The organism is Melittangium boletus DSM 14713, from assembly GCF_002305855.1.
GTDB lineage: Bacteria > Myxococcota > Myxococcia > Myxococcales > Myxococcaceae > Cystobacter > Cystobacter boletus.
Window position 1 is genome coordinate 7720973 of sequence record NZ_CP022163.1, and the last position, 15734, is coordinate 7736706.

9 protein-coding genes are annotated in these 15734 nt (G+C 66.1%); 6 read left to right on the forward strand and 3 right to left on the reverse strand.

From position 1 onward, the window contains the following. Positions 1-213 precede the first annotated feature (213 nt). The 3 genes from MEBOL_RS32055 to MEBOL_RS32065 are packed head-to-tail and all read left to right on the forward strand — an operon-like array spanning position 214 to position 7924. Positions 214-3900 (forward strand): translocation/assembly module TamB domain-containing protein, encoded by a 3687-nt coding sequence (locus tag MEBOL_RS32055; RefSeq protein ID WP_095981001.1) that lies wholly within the window; start codon positions 214-216, stop codon positions 3898-3900. After that, the gene (locus tag MEBOL_RS32060; protein ID WP_095981002.1) at positions 3897-4436 is read left to right on the forward strand and encodes a YdbL family probable chaperone protein; all 540 of its coding nucleotides are present in this window, start codon (positions 3897-3899) and stop codon (positions 4434-4436) included. The genes MEBOL_RS32055 and MEBOL_RS32060 overlap by 4 nt, the downstream gene beginning before the upstream one ends. Then, a complete protein-coding gene (locus MEBOL_RS32065) occupies positions 4430-7924 on the forward strand; it encodes a TolB-like translocation protein (protein WP_095981003.1) in 3495 nt (1164 codons plus the stop codon). The genes MEBOL_RS32060 and MEBOL_RS32065 overlap by 7 nt, the downstream gene beginning before the upstream one ends. A 36-nt stretch (positions 7925-7960) precedes the next feature. On the opposite strand, the gene MEBOL_RS32070 is transcribed toward MEBOL_RS32065, so the two are convergent. Both MEBOL_RS32070 and MEBOL_RS32075 read right to left on the reverse strand, forming a co-directional pair. Further along, on the reverse strand, positions 7961-8359 hold the full coding sequence (locus MEBOL_RS32070) for a hypothetical protein (RefSeq protein WP_095981004.1): 399 nt from the start codon (positions 8357-8359) through the stop codon (positions 7961-7963). A 135-nt stretch (positions 8360-8494) separates the two neighbouring features. Further along, positions 8495-9358 carry a class I SAM-dependent methyltransferase gene (locus tag MEBOL_RS32075; protein ID WP_095981005.1) on the reverse strand — a complete coding sequence of 288 codons (864 nt, stop codon included), beginning with the start codon at positions 9356-9358 and terminating at the stop codon, positions 8495-8497. A 74-nt stretch (positions 9359-9432) separates the two neighbouring features. Here MEBOL_RS32075 and MEBOL_RS32080 point away from each other — a divergent pair, with 74 nt between their 5' ends. The 3 genes from MEBOL_RS32080 to MEBOL_RS32090 all read left to right on the forward strand — a co-directional run bounded on the left by MEBOL_RS32080 (position 9433) and on the right by MEBOL_RS32090 (position 12477). Next, complete coding sequence (locus MEBOL_RS32080; RefSeq protein WP_095981006.1) at positions 9433-9855, forward strand: helix-turn-helix domain-containing protein; 423 nt, start codon at positions 9433-9435, stop codon at positions 9853-9855. 902 nt (positions 9856-10757) lie between these two features. Beyond that, positions 10758-11936, forward strand: a complete 1179-nt coding sequence (locus tag MEBOL_RS32085) for an HPP family protein (protein WP_095983128.1) — start codon at positions 10758-10760, stop codon at positions 11934-11936. After that, positions 11899-12477: a DUF533 domain-containing protein gene (locus tag MEBOL_RS32090; RefSeq protein WP_095981007.1), complete on the forward strand. Its 579-nt coding sequence runs from the start codon at positions 11899-11901 to the stop codon at positions 12475-12477. The genes MEBOL_RS32085 and MEBOL_RS32090 overlap by 38 nt, the downstream gene beginning before the upstream one ends. Before the next feature lie 126 nt (positions 12478-12603). On the opposite strand, the gene MEBOL_RS32095 is transcribed toward MEBOL_RS32090, so the two are convergent. After that, a complete protein-coding gene (locus MEBOL_RS32095) occupies positions 12604-15534 on the reverse strand; it encodes a carbohydrate-binding protein (protein WP_095981008.1) in 2931 nt (976 codons plus the stop codon). Positions 15535-15734 lie beyond the last annotated feature (200 nt).

A 15734-nucleotide genomic window follows, 5' to 3' on the forward strand; every position in this document is an offset into this window, starting at 1 on the left:
CAGCCTTCATTCTCTCTACAGGCCTCCCATTTCCCGCCTCTTCCACTGGAAGTAAAGAGCCCCCAGGCGTCATGAGGCGCGCCGGGGTTTTCTTTTTGTCCGTTTCCAGGGAACAGGAGTTTTCGGGGACCGAGTCCGCTGGGTTCCGGCGATTGAAACCTGATTCCGCCGCATGGTAGGACGACGGTGACCGCTCGCTCCCGACCGAACATCATGGACTCCCCCGGAGCTGGACGACCTCGCCAGCGGTTGGCTCGAATCATCGCAGGCGCGCTCCTGATTCTCGTTGCGACCCTCGCGCTGGTGCTGGTCACGGCGGTGGTTGCTCTGCACCTCCTCGACCGCCCCTGGCTGAAACAGCGCATCGTCTCCAGGGTGGAAGCGGCCACGGGCCTGCGGCTCGACTACCAAACAGCCCAGCTCGCCGTGTTCTCGGGTTTGCGACTGGAAGGGCTGGTGGTGCGTACTCCGTCGCCGTTTCAAGGCGTCGCGCCCGAGCTGCTGCGCATCGGTACCCTGGAGGCGCAATGGTCGCCCGGATCCCTGCTGCGCGGGACCACCCGGGTTGAGCGGGTGGCGGTGCGGGACGTGGCCTTTACCCTGGTGGCCGATGATGCAGGGCCCACGTCGCTCACTGGATTGATGGAGCCGCGAGCCCCAGAGCCGCCGCCCGTTGAAGCGCCACTCGGAGCCTCTCGGCAGGTCGCCGCCCTCCTGGCCTCCGCGCCTCCCGTCGGGAAGGTCGAAGTGTCGGGCGTGTCGTTGACTTATGTCCGCGTTCGGAACGGTGAAGTGCTCGAGCGCTGGTCCTTGCGTGGGTTCGCAGCCGCGGTCGAAGCGAAGCATCAGGACGAGGGATGGACGGTCTTCGCGACCATGGGCCAGACCGGTACGCCGCTTCCACTGGAGTTGAGCCGTGAAGGCGCGGCCATTCCGCCGGCCCTGGCCCAGCTGGAACTGACCCTTTCGGCGGAGGTTGGGGCGTCGGCCGCTCGCGCGCGGGTGGACCTCGATGTCACGCGGCAGACTTTCGATCCGCGGTTCACGCTCCGCACACTGCTGCACGGCACGGCCTCCGCGAAGTTCGATGCCGAGGAGCGGCACATCGCCATCGAGCTGGACCGTACCCAACTGACCGACAGCGCCGAAGTGCAAGCCCAGTTGGTGCTTCCGGATGCAGCGGATGTTCCGCCAGTCGTGACGCGGGCCTGGGTGGATCTCGATCTCGGACGGCTGCTGCAACGGGTCCCCGCTGATTGGCGCCCGTTCTCAATCGAGCGCGGCAAAGCGCATCTGGATGCCCGAGAGGTCACGCTCAGCGCCATGCCGCAGCTGGGAGCCCAAGGCAAACTCGGGCTGGACGTCGACATCGCGGAGCTCCAGCTCGTTCAAGACGATTTTCGGGTGGCGCTCGGCGGTGGACGCATCTCCTTGGTGGCAACCCCTGATCCCCAAAAGGGGCTGGCCGCTCAACTCGCGTTCGCGCTCCAGGGGCTTGAGGTCAGGGGGCCCACCACGCTTCGTGTTCCGAAGGCTCACGGCGAACTGAAGGGTCACCAGCTGCGGCCAGACCTCTCATCACCCCTCAAGGTCGCGGGGGATGCTGCCCTGTTCGGAACGGTGGATGCATTGGACGTCCGTGCATCCGGGATCCGTGCGACGGCTGAACGTCTGGGATTTCATCTCCATGCCCCCCTGGCGGGTGAGCCACCCTTCGCGCTGAAAGCGGACGTGCCCGTGGGGGTGCTCCAGGTGAGCACGGCGGATGGTCGCGAGGTGCTGAAGGGCCCCGTGCATGTGAAGCTCAACGCGTCGGAGGTGTTCCCTCGGTTGGACGAGCCGAGGCTGAGCCGGGCTCGCGCCCGTCTGGAATTCGACGTGGGCACGATGCACGCGTCGATGGATGCCACCAAGGGAACCGACGATGTGGCGTACACCTTGGCCGTCCAGACCCCGGACCTCGTCGCCGCTCGGCCTTTCATCCCCGAGTCGGTCGCCGCACGCGTTCCCTGGAATCACTTGGCCGTGAACCTGGCCTCCACGGGCAGATTGACGGCGCTCTTTTCCTCCTCGCCACGGTTGGAGCACCGAACGGAGCTGCGCCTGCAGCGGCCGGGATGGGACGACCTGTCGGCCAGCGACATCGCCGTCGTGATGCGTTCGCAGGGAGATTCCTGGCGGCACAAGGGCGAACTGGATCTTCGAATCGAAGGGCTGCGCGCAGGTGAGAACGACGTGGGTCCTCAGCACCAGACCCTGACGCTCGACCTTGATCGCCGCAAGCCGTCCCTCCGGCTGGGGCTCACCAGCCATGAGGGGCTGAAGATCGCTCTCGATGCCGCACTGGCGTTCGACCGAAAAGCCCGCGCCCTTCGCTGTGATGTCACGGGAGACCTTCCGTCCATCGGTGCGCTGTCACCTCTCCTGGCCAAGGCTCGGGTGCCCGCGGAACTGGATCCCTCGCGGCTCGCGCTGAACGTCGAGCTGCATGGCACTCTGCTCGGCGTGATCACGGACATCGCCGCTGATGGAACCCCGAGGCTGGCCCCGGCTCCTTCGCGTACCGCCAGCTTCGAGGGAAAGGCGGTGGTGGACGCGCGCGGCATCCGCTGGAGACAGGAAGGCCAGTCGATCAACCTCCCCGCGTTGCATTGGCAGGTCGAGTCACAATCCGATGGGCCACGGCGAATCGTCCACAGCACCCTGACGGTGGAAAAACTCGCCGTGGGCATGAGTAATCGTCGGCTGTCATTCACCGGCGTGTCCAGCGACACCACCGCCACCTTCACCGAGAAGTGGGACGCGGACGAAATCGAACTGAAACAACTCTTGAAGGTCCGCTCCCTCGAACAGAAGCCAGCGCTGCCCTATCCGGTTCAGGACCTGGAATGGTCGTTCTCCGCTCGTCGTGAGCCCCATGGCGTCATTCACATCCCCGACCTGCGACTGACCCATGCGGGGACAAGTACCCAGCTGAAAGTCAAAGGCCGGCTCGAACTCGGCGACGGCCAGCGCCGCCTGGCGGCCCGGGGTGAGCTGGAGCAGGACTTGTCCAAACTCGCGCAGCCCGGCCTCATCGAAAGCAGCGGCAAGGTCACGGTCGATTTCCGGGTGGCTTCGCCCAACCTGGTGGTTTTCCGAACCCTTTCTGACCTTGTCCTCCAGAACGTGAACCTGCGGCTGCCCGAATCGGGGATCGCGCTCGAAATGCTCGATGGCAACGTGCCGCTGACCGAGAACGTGGAGTTCACCCAAGGCCGGGTGCGGCTGCTGAACGACATCGACGTGAACCCGTACTCGATGCTTCGTTTCGCCGACCAACACCCCTTGCTCTCGCGCAACGGATTCATGTCGGTGGGCCGCATCACCACGCCGCTCATTTCCATCGCGCCCCTGGCCGGAAACCTGTCCATCAACCAGAACATGGTTTCCTTGAGTCAGCTGGAGATGGGCGTCCGCGGTGGGCGTATCACCGGACAGTGTGTGTTGGACTGGCAGGGAAAGCACTCCACCCTGGAGGCACACGTGCGGGCGACCGGCGTGAAATCGTCCCGGGGCGAGCCCTTTGACGGAAATGCCGCCGTGGTCATCTCCGGCAAGGATCGCAGCGTCAACGGACGCGCGGAGATCCTGCGCATTGGCAACCGCCACCTGCTCGACTTGCTTGATCTCGAGGATCCGCACCACACCGATCCCGCCACCAACCGCGTCCGCTACGCGTTGGCGGTGGGCTACCCGGAGAACGTGCGGGTGAGCTTCAACCACGGTTTCGGTCGCCTGCGCATCACCCTGGGCGGCCTGGCCAGGCTGCTCAGCATCGACGAGATCCGGGGCATCCCCATGGGGCCCATCGTCGACCGTGTCATCAACTCCTTGTCCCCTCCGGAGGCCTCGCCATGAAACGCCGCGGGTTGCTGCTTCTCGCCGCCTTCGCCTTTCCCGGGTGCATCCGCGCTCCGGAGATCGTCATGGTCGATCGCGCGACGGCGCTCGAGGAACAGGCCTCGGGATCGTTCAAGGACGTGGAACAGCGTCTCGCTCGTGCGGGCATGAGCCCGACGCCGGTGCCACTCACCCCCAACCAGCTGGAGGAGTTGGGCATCCAACCCACGCCATTGGTCGAGAACCTCGGCAAGACGCAGGCGGACCGTGTCGACGAGCTGCTGCGGCGCCACTGCGTGGGGGAAGGGCGAGACGGGTTGCTGGTGGACACCCGGAGCCGCTGCCGGGCCGGGCGCTTGTCGGCCGATGACGTCGCCCTGGTGGAACGGGTGAACCGGGCCCGGTTGCAGCTGTGGAAGTGGATGCGGACGATCCGCCCCGGTGTGCCCGAAGAGTCGGTGCGCCGGAGTTGGCAACAGGTGCATGCGGAGGGAGTGATCTGCGGCGGCTGGGTTGAATCCGATGACGGCACCTGGGGGGAAAAGAAGTGCTGACGCCCCGTGGCCGGTATTTCATGGTCCTGGCCGTTCTCCTCGCGGGCAGCGCCTGGGCGCAGGACGATGAGAACGGCGGAGGCTTGCGCACGCCCTCCCGGCTCACCGTGGGCGTGGGAGATCAATTCCTGGGGCAGTTGGCGCCCGATGGAAACACGCTGATCTTCGTGTCCAACCGCAACATCGCGACCGAAATCTACGTCCAGGATCTGGAGCAGGGTCGCGAGCGCCGCCTCTTCGACGAAGGCGCCGACGTGACCTGGCCACGGGTCAGTCCCGACGGCAAACACCTGCTCTACATTTCGTTCCGAAATCAGGCCGGCGGTCAGCTGTGTGTGCGGGAGTTGCCCGGTGCGGAAGGCCGCCGCTGCCTCGAGGAAGAAACCAGCGCGCTCCAGGCGGAATGGATCGATGCCTCGCATGTCGCGCTGGTGAGCCGGGCGACCATCCAGGGCGATTTGCGATTGTCGCGGGTCACGGTGGCGCGCGAGTTGAGCGTGGGTCCGCTGCTCGATCGGAACCTGACCAGTCCCACCATCTCGCCCGATGGGCGCTGGCTGGTGTACGTCCCGATCGAGCGGTCCGTGCAGCAGGTGGGCCCCGGATTCGCCGCGCGCGCCTCGCCCCATCTGGAGGCATTTCGGTTGGATCGCCCCGGCGCCGTCCCCATACCGCTGGCGCTCGATCTTCCGGGACAAACCGGACAGCCCGTGTTCGCGCTCGATGGGCGCTCCCTGTACGTGGTGCAGTTCTTCACCGACTCCAATGAGGACGGGGTCATCGACGCGAGCGACAGCGGAGTGCTGTTCCGGGTGCCTTTCGCCGCTGAGCGCGAGGACGCGCCCGAGTTGGCCAGCGTCTCCAGTCCGGACCAACTCACCAGTGAGTCCTGGAGTTGCGAGTACCCAGCGCCCGCGGCCGCGTCACTCATCGCCACCTGTTCGCGCGATCAATCGCTGGATGTGTATCAGCTGCCACTGGATGGTCAGGTTCCCAGCAACTGGGACGTTCCTCGTCTCAACGAAGAATTGGGAATGGCCGGTAAGCGCGCGGATCAACTCCTGCTCTACCGCCAACGCCTCCTGCGCGAAGCCCGGCCCAAACTCCGTCGTCTGCTGATGATGCGCCTGAGCCTGCTTCTCCTGGCTTTCGAGGACTTCGATGCGGCGGAGTTCTACGCCCGCCACATGCGTTCGGTGAACGATCCAGCCACCGCGGGACTGGCAGAGCCGCTGCAACTCCTCATCGACCACCGGCGCGCCATGAAGGAACGCGAACGCGGCCGCATGGTGGACGCGCTGAGCGACGGCGAACGGCAACGCATGGCCGCGTTGGATCCCGCCACCGCTCCCAGCCCGCCCTCCGCCGTCTTTCAACACGTGGTGCGCAGTGAGCTGGCGGATGCGGCCGGCGACTTCACGCGGGCGCGTCAGGAACTGGAGGCCGCCCAGGTGACCGACACCACGCCGCGCGCGGTGCTGGAAGCCTACTTCGAACAAGCGGACGCGCTGTACCGCAAGCTCGATGATCGGGAGGCCCTGGTCGAAGCCGGCCGCCGGCTCTCCATGAACAAAGTGTTTCATGATGACGACCAGCTCGACTTCGCTCGCGCCGCCGTCCGCGCCCTCTACCGGGGACGTCCCCACCACGAAGCGGATGCCGCCATGGCCCAGGCACTCGCATCGGCACCGGCTGGCTCGGCCTACGCGTTCGCCTTGGAACTGGGCCGGCACGTCAACGCATTGCACGACGAGCGTCCCCCTCGCCCCGTCCGGGATGCATTGATCTCGTTCTACCATCAGCAAAAAGATCCCCTTCGCCGGCGTGCACTGGTGCAAGACGCCGTCGAGCGTGCGGCGGGTCTCGGCGCCGACGGCGTGCTGGAGGCGTTGGCGACGGTCTACGTCGACGACGCCCCTGCCGGCACCGAGGAACACCGCCGGGCCGAGCGGTTGTTTCGCCGCGCGATGATGGGGCGCGCCTACCGCCGGTTGGGGAAGCAGCGCCTGGACGACGCCCGTGCCGACTTCGACCTCGTGACTCAACGGACTGGCTCACTGGAAAGTGCTGTCGAATCCATGAGCCTGCGTTTGCGTGCCGGCGTCAGCCCCGAGGTGGTGGAAAAGGAAGTCACCACCACCTCCGCGAGCAGGGCCAGGCCGCTCGCGCACTTCGTGAAGGCCTACCTCACGGCGCGCCAGTTGCCCAAGCTGGATGACCGCGCCCACGCCCAGGCGGTGGCGGCGGCCGTGAAGGAGCTGCGCACCTCGTGGCAAGAACTCAAGAACCAGCGCGCGGCGCATGCCCTCTATGCGGCCATTCATCACGAGGACTTCCTCCGCGGCCACGCTCCTTCCGCCGCTGAGCGCGCCAACCGGCACTATTTGATCGCCTTGGATCTGGTGCGCAACAACGTCCGCTACCGAGCGATGATCCTCGGCGCGTTGGGGCTGTTGCACACCCAGGTGGGCAACTTCCACATCGCCCTGGGCTACCTCGAGCAACGGGACAAGTTGCCCTACGTGGACAACGCGGCGGGGCTGGCGGTGTCCCTTGCTCGCGCCCGGGCGCTCTTGCATGTCGGCCGCGAGGAAGAGTCAGCACAGGCGGCGGATCAGGCCTTGGCCATCGTGGACGCCACACCGAAGCTGGCCAGGTTCGTCACCCTGGCACTGGATCGCGCGGCGCTCTACAACCTCGCCGCGGGCCGATTCGAGCGTGCGTTGGCGCTCTACGATCGCGAACTGCCCACCGTGGAAACGGGCCCCAGCGACGTGGAGGGTCTGCGCAACCGGTTGGTGGTGCGGCTGGCCCGCTGCGCCGCGGCGCTGGGGGCGGGTGAACCCCAGCGGGCGTTGGAGGACCTGGACAGAGTTGAGCGCGACCTGGCGACCCCAGCCGTGCAAGCCACGCTGAATGGGGCACACGCCACACCCCAGCACATTCAGCGCTCCTACCGCATCATCGCCGCGGGACTGCGCGCCAATGCGGAGACCAGACTCGGGCACCTGGACGCCGCCGCCCACGCACTCGAACTGCGGCGTACGCTGTTCCTGGAACGGTTCGCCGAGTCGGATCGAGATGAGGACATCCGCGCGGTGACGCTGGCGGAGATGCGACTTGCCGAGAATGCCGTGGATCGCCGGGACACGGCGCAGGCGGCCCGCTGGTTGGGCAAGGCGATCGAGCATGCCGACACCCTGGTTGATCGCACCCACGCACCGGTCGATGCCGGTCAGCTCGACGTGCTTTGGTTCGCGGCGCAGTTGCACTCGGATGGGAACACGCAGGTTCCTTTCGACGTGCCCAAGCGTCTGGGCCAGGCGCAACGCTCCCTCATCGACCAGCGTGATCCCGCCTGGCGCTCATATCTGGCGTGGTTCGAGATCTATCTGGCGCTCAGTGCGAACCCGCCAGCAGAAGTCCGGGACGCACTGCTGCTGCCCGCACAGCCATCGTCGGCCGGTGTGAGCAGCCATGAGGATTAAATGGATGGAGGCCCCCTCTACCGAGGGTGAGCGCCGTCAGCGCCGGGCCTTCTTCTGGCGGCGGTACTCCGCCAGCCACTCGGGGCGGGTGCTCGCGTCCTGGACGTCCACCATCTCCAGCAGGTAGCCCTGGAGCTCGTTCGAGCGCTCCCGGAGCACGAGCTCGATGAGCACCCATCGGCCCTTGCCGAGCCCGCCCAGCACATAGTCCCGGGAGATCTCCAGGCCGAGGTTCACGTAGTCCGTGTGGCCATGGCGCTGGAGGGCGGGATCCTCCAGTGCCGGGAGCACCGGGCGGAAGAGGGACTCCCGCCCGGCCTCGTATGTGACCTTCAGCTCCCGGGTTAGAATCTCCTCCAGGGGCAGGCTGAAGGCCGTCGACACGGTCTGTCCGGTGAACGTCCAGGGGAGGCGTTTCCCCGTATCAACGAGCATGGGTCTCTCCTTCGGGCGCGGCGGCGAAGGCACATGATGTCGGAGAATACCCGGGACGGGGCCGGTTTCATGCGTCCCGATATCCATAGTGGAGCTCCCACGCTTTATGTGGTTCGCGAGTGCGGGAGCGCCACGTTATCGGGGCAAGCCCATCAGCGGCGCTCGGGCGCTGACCATCCAGCAGGCAGCGGTATAGCGAACCTCGGCGCCATGCACATAGGGCTCAAAGGCAGTACGGACAGTGTCGATGACTTTCTTGCGCGTCCGCTCGTCCGCCTCTTGCAGGCTCAGACCGACAGGACCGATCCGGGTGAGGTAGCCGACCAGCTCGTTCTCGGGCAGGGTGCAGTCAACATCGAGCGGCTGGACGTCGATCTCGGCCCAGCCGCTCTCTTCCAGGATGGAAGCGACCCGATGCCGGTCCGCGAGGGAGAACGGTCCCGGCGCGTCTGGCTGGCGGGCGGGCATGTTTGGCAGCAGCGGTGCCGCGGCGCGCTCGGCTGTCGTCATGAACGGATTATCCGCGGTACTCCGCCAGACGATGCACCGGAGTTCGGCGCCGTCCCTCGCGGCGCGCCGCAAGTTCGCGAACGCCTGGACCGGGTTGTCGAAGAACATGACGCCGAAGCGCGAAATGATCGTGTCGAAGCTCGCGGGCTCGAAGGCGTGACGCTGCACGTCGGCCCGGAGGAAGCTCACGGTCGTCTCTTCCCGTTTGGCGCGTGCCCGTGCGACGGCGAGCATCGGCTCCGAAACGTCGACGCCCATGCAATGGCCCTTCGCGCCGAGTCGCCGCGCGACGGCGAGCGTGGTGCTGCCCGTACCACAGCCCACGTCGAGCACGCGGTGCCCGGGCCCGGCGCGGACTGCTTCGACCAGCAGGTCTTCGAACGGCTTGAGCATCTGGTCGAGTACCTCTTGTGCATCGACCCAGGCGCGTCCAGAGCGGCCGTTCCAAAGCGCGGCCTGCCCGTTATCGGTCTGGTGCTTGACTTCCATGGTCGTTTTCCTTTGCTTGTCCTCGAGGAGTAGACACTGATTGTGCCAGTTCAAGTCGACTTGAGGTCAAGAGGGTGAGACACCTGGACATCGCCGAAGTGGCGCGGCAATCCGGCGTTCCCGCGTCGACGCTGCGGTTCTACGAGGAAAAAGGGTTGATTGCCTCCACTGGCAGGCGTGGGCTGCGTCGCCTGTTCGAGCCCGGCGTGCTGGAACGGCTGGCGCTGATCGCACTGGGCCGCGCCGCCGGCTTCTCTCTCGATGAGATCGCGCGGATGTTCGCGCCGGATGGGCGGCCGTGCATCGACCGGAGGATGCTCGTGGCCAAGGCGGAGCAGCTGGACAGGACGATCCGCGAACTGAGCGCCATGCGCGACGGCCTACGGCACGCCGCTGCCTGCCCCGCACCGGGCCACATGGAATGTCCCACCTTCCGCCGCATCGTGCGGGCCGCCGCGTCTGGGGCGATTGGAGGGCGAGGAAAGAAGGTTCCGTAGCCGCCGGGGAACTCGTTCCTGGATGTCCGGCAGGCGAGATGAATTGATAAGCTCCGCGACCGCCGCCAGGGATGTCCTCTGGGGTGTATGGAGCCGTCAATGCGTCTGCCTCGAGGTCTTGGACACTTTTTCTGGGCCGCCGTCTTCCTTGTCGTCCTTCCCCTTGCTCAGGCCCAGGACACGACGTCCAGCGTCAGCGACCCATCCGTCGCTTCCGTGGCATCGGCCCCGACATGTCGGCCGTCTGACCTGGGCTCGTTGTCATGTACGCAGCACTGTGTCCTCAACGGATATCCCAGCTGCGACTACTGCAACACGCCCTGTGCCCCGACTTGTCGGCCGGCCGACCAGGGCCCGTTGTCATGCACGCAGGTCTGTATACTCAACGGATATCCCAGCTGCGATTACTGCAACACGCCCTGTGCCCCGACCTGTCGGCCGTCCAATCAGGGCCAGTTGTCATGCGTGCAGCTCTGTATCAACAACGGGTACCCCACCTGCGACTACTGCAACACGCCGTGCGCCCCGGCCTGTCGGCCGTCCAATCAGGGCCAGTTGTCATGCGTGCAGCTCTGTATCAACAACGGGTACCCCACCTGCGACTACTGCAACACGCCGTGCGTCTCCAGCCTCCAGAGCACGGAGACGTCCACGGCCATCGCCTGCCAGTAGTCATCACGCGCCTCCAGGCCGGAGGCGGGGGGCAAGGAACTCCCGCTTCCATCCGACGAGAGCCAAGGGACGGTTCCGATTCCCATCCTACTGCTTGGGGTCCAAACCATGTGGTCCGGGGTAGCGAAAGCAGGCATCCGGCGATCGCGAGGTTGGGTGAGCGACCGCTCCTGCTTGGTCGTTGGCGGGCATGAGCCAAGCTGGTACATGCGCGGGCCATGTCCAGCGTCATGTCCTTGATCAAGAGCTTCGTGCCTGGGTTGGCGCCCGTCAGCCTGGGAGAACGGCTGCGCGCTGCGAGCGGAGCCCTGATTGGGATCCTGATGACGGGCGTGGTGTCCGGGCTGGCGCTGGGCGATTCGAGCGCGCTGCCGTCGCTGATCGCGCCCATGGGAGCGTCGGCGGTGCTGCTGTTCGCGGTGCCGACGAGTCCGTTGGCTCAGCCCTGGTCGATCCTGGGGGGCAACACGGTCGCGGCACTGATCGGAGTCACCTGCGCACGGTGGATCGACGATCCGATGGTGGCGGCCGCGCTGGCCGTGGGGCTGGCGATCGCGGCGATGATGGTGCTTGGGTGCCTGCATCCGCCCAGCGGGGCGGTGGCGCTGACCGCGGTGCTGGGCGGCCCGGTGATCCACGCGGCGGGCTATGGTTTCGTCATCTGGCCGGTGGGGGTCAATTCGCTGCTGCTGCTCACGGTGGCGTTGGTGTTCAACAACCTGACCGGGCGACGCTACCCACATCTGGCGACGCCGCCGGCCCCCAATCCGCACCGCACCGTCGATCCTCTGCCCAGCGCGCGGCTCGGTATCACCAAGGAAGACCTCGGCGCCGTGCTGAAGCAGTACGACCGGGTGGTCCCTGTCGCGACGGACGAGCTCGAGGAGCTCCTGCACCGCGCCGAGATCCGCGCCTATGACCGCCGCTCGGGCGGGGTGACGTGTGCCGAGGTGATGTCACGCGATGTCGCGACGGTCGGCACCAAGACCCGCCTCAAGGCGGCGCTGCGTCGTATGCGCGAGCATCACGTGAAGGCACTGCCGGTGATCGACAGCGACCGGCGCGTGGTGGGTATCGTCACCCAGACTGACCTGCTCGATAAGGCCGACTGGGGCACCGCGGCGGTGGGCTCCGGCTTGGGCTGGCGGCTGCGGGCGATCGGTGGTTCGGGCCGGACGCCCAAGGGCGTGGTGGAAGACATCATGAGCACGCGGGTGCGCACGGCGACGCCGGAGATGCACATCGCGCAGCTGGTGCCGATGATGGCCGATACCGGGCTGCACCATCTGCCGGTGGTGGATGCCGACGGCCGGCTGGTGGGCATCGTGACGCAGTCGGACTTGATGGCGGCGATGTTCGCCGTGACGGCGCATGACGGGCCGGAGTCCTCGGTGGCGCTCGCCGGTTGAATCGGCTGCGGCATTGGCCGTGTCCCCGCGGATATGCTGCCATGCCGAGCAACCCGGCCCCTCATCTGCCGCGAGCCACGGCCAGCCGCCTGCCGCTCGCCAAGGAGACGACATGACGCGCGAGTATCCCGAGGAACAGTTGATGGCGTTCGTTCAGGCCATGGCCAACGTGGCGGCGAGCGACGGCCGCGTCACCGAGGACGAGCGTCAGCATCTCGATGACATGGTGGTCGGCATCGGCTTGTCGCCCCAAGACGCGCGCGTCTCCGCGCTCATCGAGCAGGAATTCCAGAAGCCCAGCCGCCTCACCGACATTGTCGGCAAGATCGAAATCCGTGAGATGCGCGCCGCCCTCCTGCGCATGATCGTCGAGGTGGCGTGTGCCGACGGCGAGATCGCGAACGAGGAGCGCGCGTCGGTGAAAGAGGCCGCTACTGCCTTCGGTCTCGATGTGTCGGTCGCCGACGAGCTCATCGACTGGACGCTCGCCTCGATCAAGCTCGAGCAGCGCGAGCAGGAGATCATGGCGAAGCTGCTCTAACCTGAAGCGCTTGATGACAACTGTCCCCAGGCGGAGATTCCCGCCGAGGTGCCGTCCATCTGAGGGATGGCTCCCGTGGGAAGGCCGTGAGCGCTCCGCCCATCGGCCTTCCCGGGGATGACGTCACTACCAGCCGCTGTTCCCCGAGACCTTGTTGAAGGTGTACCGGTTGTTGGGGTTGTGGAGCCCACCCTGGGCCGCGCCCGTCACGGTGACGTTGGTGCAGGTGGCCGTCCCAGGCACGTTGAAGGTCTCCAGACCGTAGGCGCCCGCGCCCTTGATGGTGACGTTGTTCAGGGTCACCGGAGAGATGGGGGAGTAGTTCACGGCGGGTGTGGGCGCCTGCGGGTACGGGCCATGACCCCAGCTGAACTTGACGGCCGAGAAGGTGCTGTCGTTGAGCTCCACCCCGTCGATGAGGATGTGCCCCGAGATCTCCCGCCGCGTCGCATGGAGCCACACGGCCCCGGCGTTCATGTGCCAGTTCGTCTGCTGTTCTCCACCGGTCCGATTCAGGGTCACGCGCTTGACCTCCGTGGTGCCCAGGAAGGGCAGGTCCGCGAACCAGTCGGTGATGAGGACGCCCGAGGAGGCGTAGTTCGTATCCGCTCCCACGCTGTCCAGGATCTTGTTGTCCTTGCCATTGTAGATGGCGAAGGTGTTGGCGAGATTGGGCATCTGCGCGGTGTCATAGCGGAACGTGCAGTTCTCGTTGATGGAGCCACTGGACCACATGGCGAAGGCGTCATCGCCTGAGTTGCGGATGTTGAAGTGGCTGACCATCGTGTTCTTGACGCCGCCGAAGATGTTGATGCCATCCGCGTAGGTGTTCCGCACGCGGCCATTGACGATGTACAGGCCATCCGTTCCCGGATTCAGCCACATGCCGACCTTCACGTGCTCGATCCAGACGTTCTGGATGAGAGAGCCCGTGCCGAAGACGCCTTCGAACGCCGAGCGATCCGGGTCGTCATGGCGCTCGACGGTATCGCCGAAGAACGCCAGGTCGAGCACCTTGATGTTGCTCCCCCCGGCGCGGAAGCCCACGCCCTGGGTGGCCTGGATGCGCGTGTACCAGGGGCCCGCGCCGCGCAGGTGGATGTTCTCCAGGTCGATGAACTCCCTCATGTTGAAGACGCCCGAGGGAATCCAGACTCCCGCCCTGCCGGTGGACTTCGCGTTGTTGATGGCGCCGCGGATCGCCTGGGTATCGTCCGCGTTGTCGTTCGCGATGGCTCCGAAGGACGTGATGCTCACGAAGTTCGCGGGCATGGTCAGGGCCGCGTCCACCTGCTCGAGGTTGATCAGATCGATGGTGTAGTAGGCGGCGGTGTCTCCGCTGTCCTTCTGGAGCTTGACGGTGGCACCCGCCGGAATGGACGGCAGCAGGAAGCGGGCCTCGTCATAGGCGCGATGCGGACCCGGGTCCCACTCGTTCGGCTTGGGCGGCGTGTTCGGGCTGTCGCCGTAGGGATACCCTCCGTAGACCCAGGCATGCCGGGAGGTCAGGTTCAGGGGCTGGAGCTTCGTTCCGTTGACGTACAGGCTCAGCGTCGCGTTGATTCCGCCTCCGGCTGGCGCGTCCGGCATGCTGTAGCGGACGACGAGCGAGTTGGCCGCCTCGGGCGCGGTCCATTGCACGAAGTGGCCCGTCGCCGTCAGCTTGACGGCCCGGCGGCCCGAGGACTCGGCCTCCACCGTTCCGGGGGTCCGGTTGGGGGTCAGCACCTGGGCATTGGTCGTGCCCGCTTCGGCTTCCAGCTCCAGGTAGGGCAGGGTGGCGCCACGGGCGGCCAGGGCCTTGCCCTTCGGGAGGACGAGGGAGTCGAGGGTGACGCCCCCGGTGTTCCCATTGTCATACTGATAGGAGATGGTGTTGAGCCCCCGGCGCAGGTTCAGGCTCTCCGTCTTCGCCACCCAGGCCGTGGAGCCGCTGCTGGCCAGGGTCGTGGTCAAGGCATACAGGCCATTGACATAGACATTCAGGGTCTTGTTGCTCCCCGAGTTGTTGAGGTAGACGAGACTCACGTCCTGGGCCGTCGCGGATTCCGAGTTGACCGTGAAGATGACCCTCGCACCGGGGGTGGCGAAGTTCCGCAGGGAGGTGCCGTCCTTGACAACCCCCCCGGAGAAGAACTGTTCCTCCGCCTCATAGATGTAGCCCGCGGGAGGTGGCGGCGGAGGGGGCGGAGGCGTGATGGGCGCACTCACGGTGATGCTGTCCAGGTTGACGTTGCCCGAGTCGGTCGTGTCGTACTTGTAGCGCAGGGTGTGCGTCCCGGCGCTCAAGCTGAGCGTGTCGGTCTTCGTGCCCCAGCTGTCCCAGTTGGGGGTCGTGGCGAGGATGAGCTGCGACATCTTCGCGCCATCGACATAGAGGCTCAGGGTTTGTGTGACGCCCGAGCCATTGGCGTAGCGCAGGGCCACGTCATAGTTGGCCGTGGCGGACGCATGGATGGTGAACTGGACGGCGGCATTGCCCCGGTTCCCATCCGTGAAGCCTCCCACGAAACCGGTGCCAGAATAGCCGGTGTGGTCGGTCGCGATGGCGGTGCCGCCCGTCAACGCCGCGGACTCCGCTTCATAAAGGGGGCCCGAACCCGGAGGCGGAGGGGTGGCTTGTTGACTCAGGGAGAGGTTGTCCAGGTTGACGTTGCCCGAGTCGGTCGCGTCGAACTTGTAGCGCAGGGTGTGATTGCCCGCGCTCAGGTTGAGCGTGTCGGTCCTCGTGCCCCAGCTGTCCCAATTGGCGGTCGCGCCGAGGGAGATCTGCTTCACCTTCACGTTGTCGACGTAGAGGCTCAGGGTCTGCGCGCTGCCCGTGCCGTTGGCGTAGCGCAGCGCCGCATCATAGCTGCCCGCGGCGGATGCACTGACCGTGAACTGGACGGCGGCATTGCCCCGGTTCCCATCCGTGAAGCCTCCCACGAAGCCGGAGCCGGAATAGCCGGAGTGATCTTTCGCGAGGACGGCGCCGCCCGACAGCGCCGCGGACTCCGCTTCATAGGTCGTCCCGGCGGCCTGTCTCGCCGAAAGCAACTCCTCCGCGGAGGCCATATCGGCTGGCGCGCCACAGCCCACACTGGCACCTAGCCACGACACCACGAGGAGCCGACCGCTCCAAGTCTTCCACGCACTCTTTCTCGCTGGCTTCACTGGAATGCCTCCCACGTTTGGATGAGGGAGATTATTTTCCAGGGTCTTGCGAGAAATCCAGATAAAACGAGGAAAACAAGATATAGGAGAGATTGGACGTC

Bases quoted from the DNA above. Each gene is read 5' to 3' on its own strand.
- MEBOL_RS32055 (WP_095981001.1), top strand. From the start codon at position 214: ATGGACTCCCCCGGAGCTGGACGACCTCGCCAGCGGTTGGCTCGAATC.
- MEBOL_RS32060 (WP_095981002.1), top strand. From the start codon at position 3,897: ATGAAACGCCGCGGGTTGCTGCTTCTCGCCGCCTTCGCCTTTCCCGGG.
- MEBOL_RS32070 (WP_095981004.1), bottom strand. From the start codon at position 8,359: ATGCTCGTTGATACGGGGAAACGCCTCCCCTGGACGTTCACCGGACAG.
- MEBOL_RS32075 (WP_095981005.1), bottom strand. From the start codon at position 9,358: ATGGAAGTCAAGCACCAGACCGATAACGGGCAGGCCGCGCTTTGGAAC.
- MEBOL_RS32085 (WP_095983128.1), top strand. From the start codon at position 10,758: ATGTCCTTGATCAAGAGCTTCGTGCCTGGGTTGGCGCCCGTCAGCCTG.
- MEBOL_RS32090 (WP_095981007.1), top strand. From the start codon at position 11,899: ATGACGGGCCGGAGTCCTCGGTGGCGCTCGCCGGTTGAATCGGCTGCG.
- MEBOL_RS32095 (WP_095981008.1), bottom strand. From the start codon at position 15,534: ATGGCCTCCGCGGAGGAGTTGCTTTCGGCGAGACAGGCCGCCGGGACG.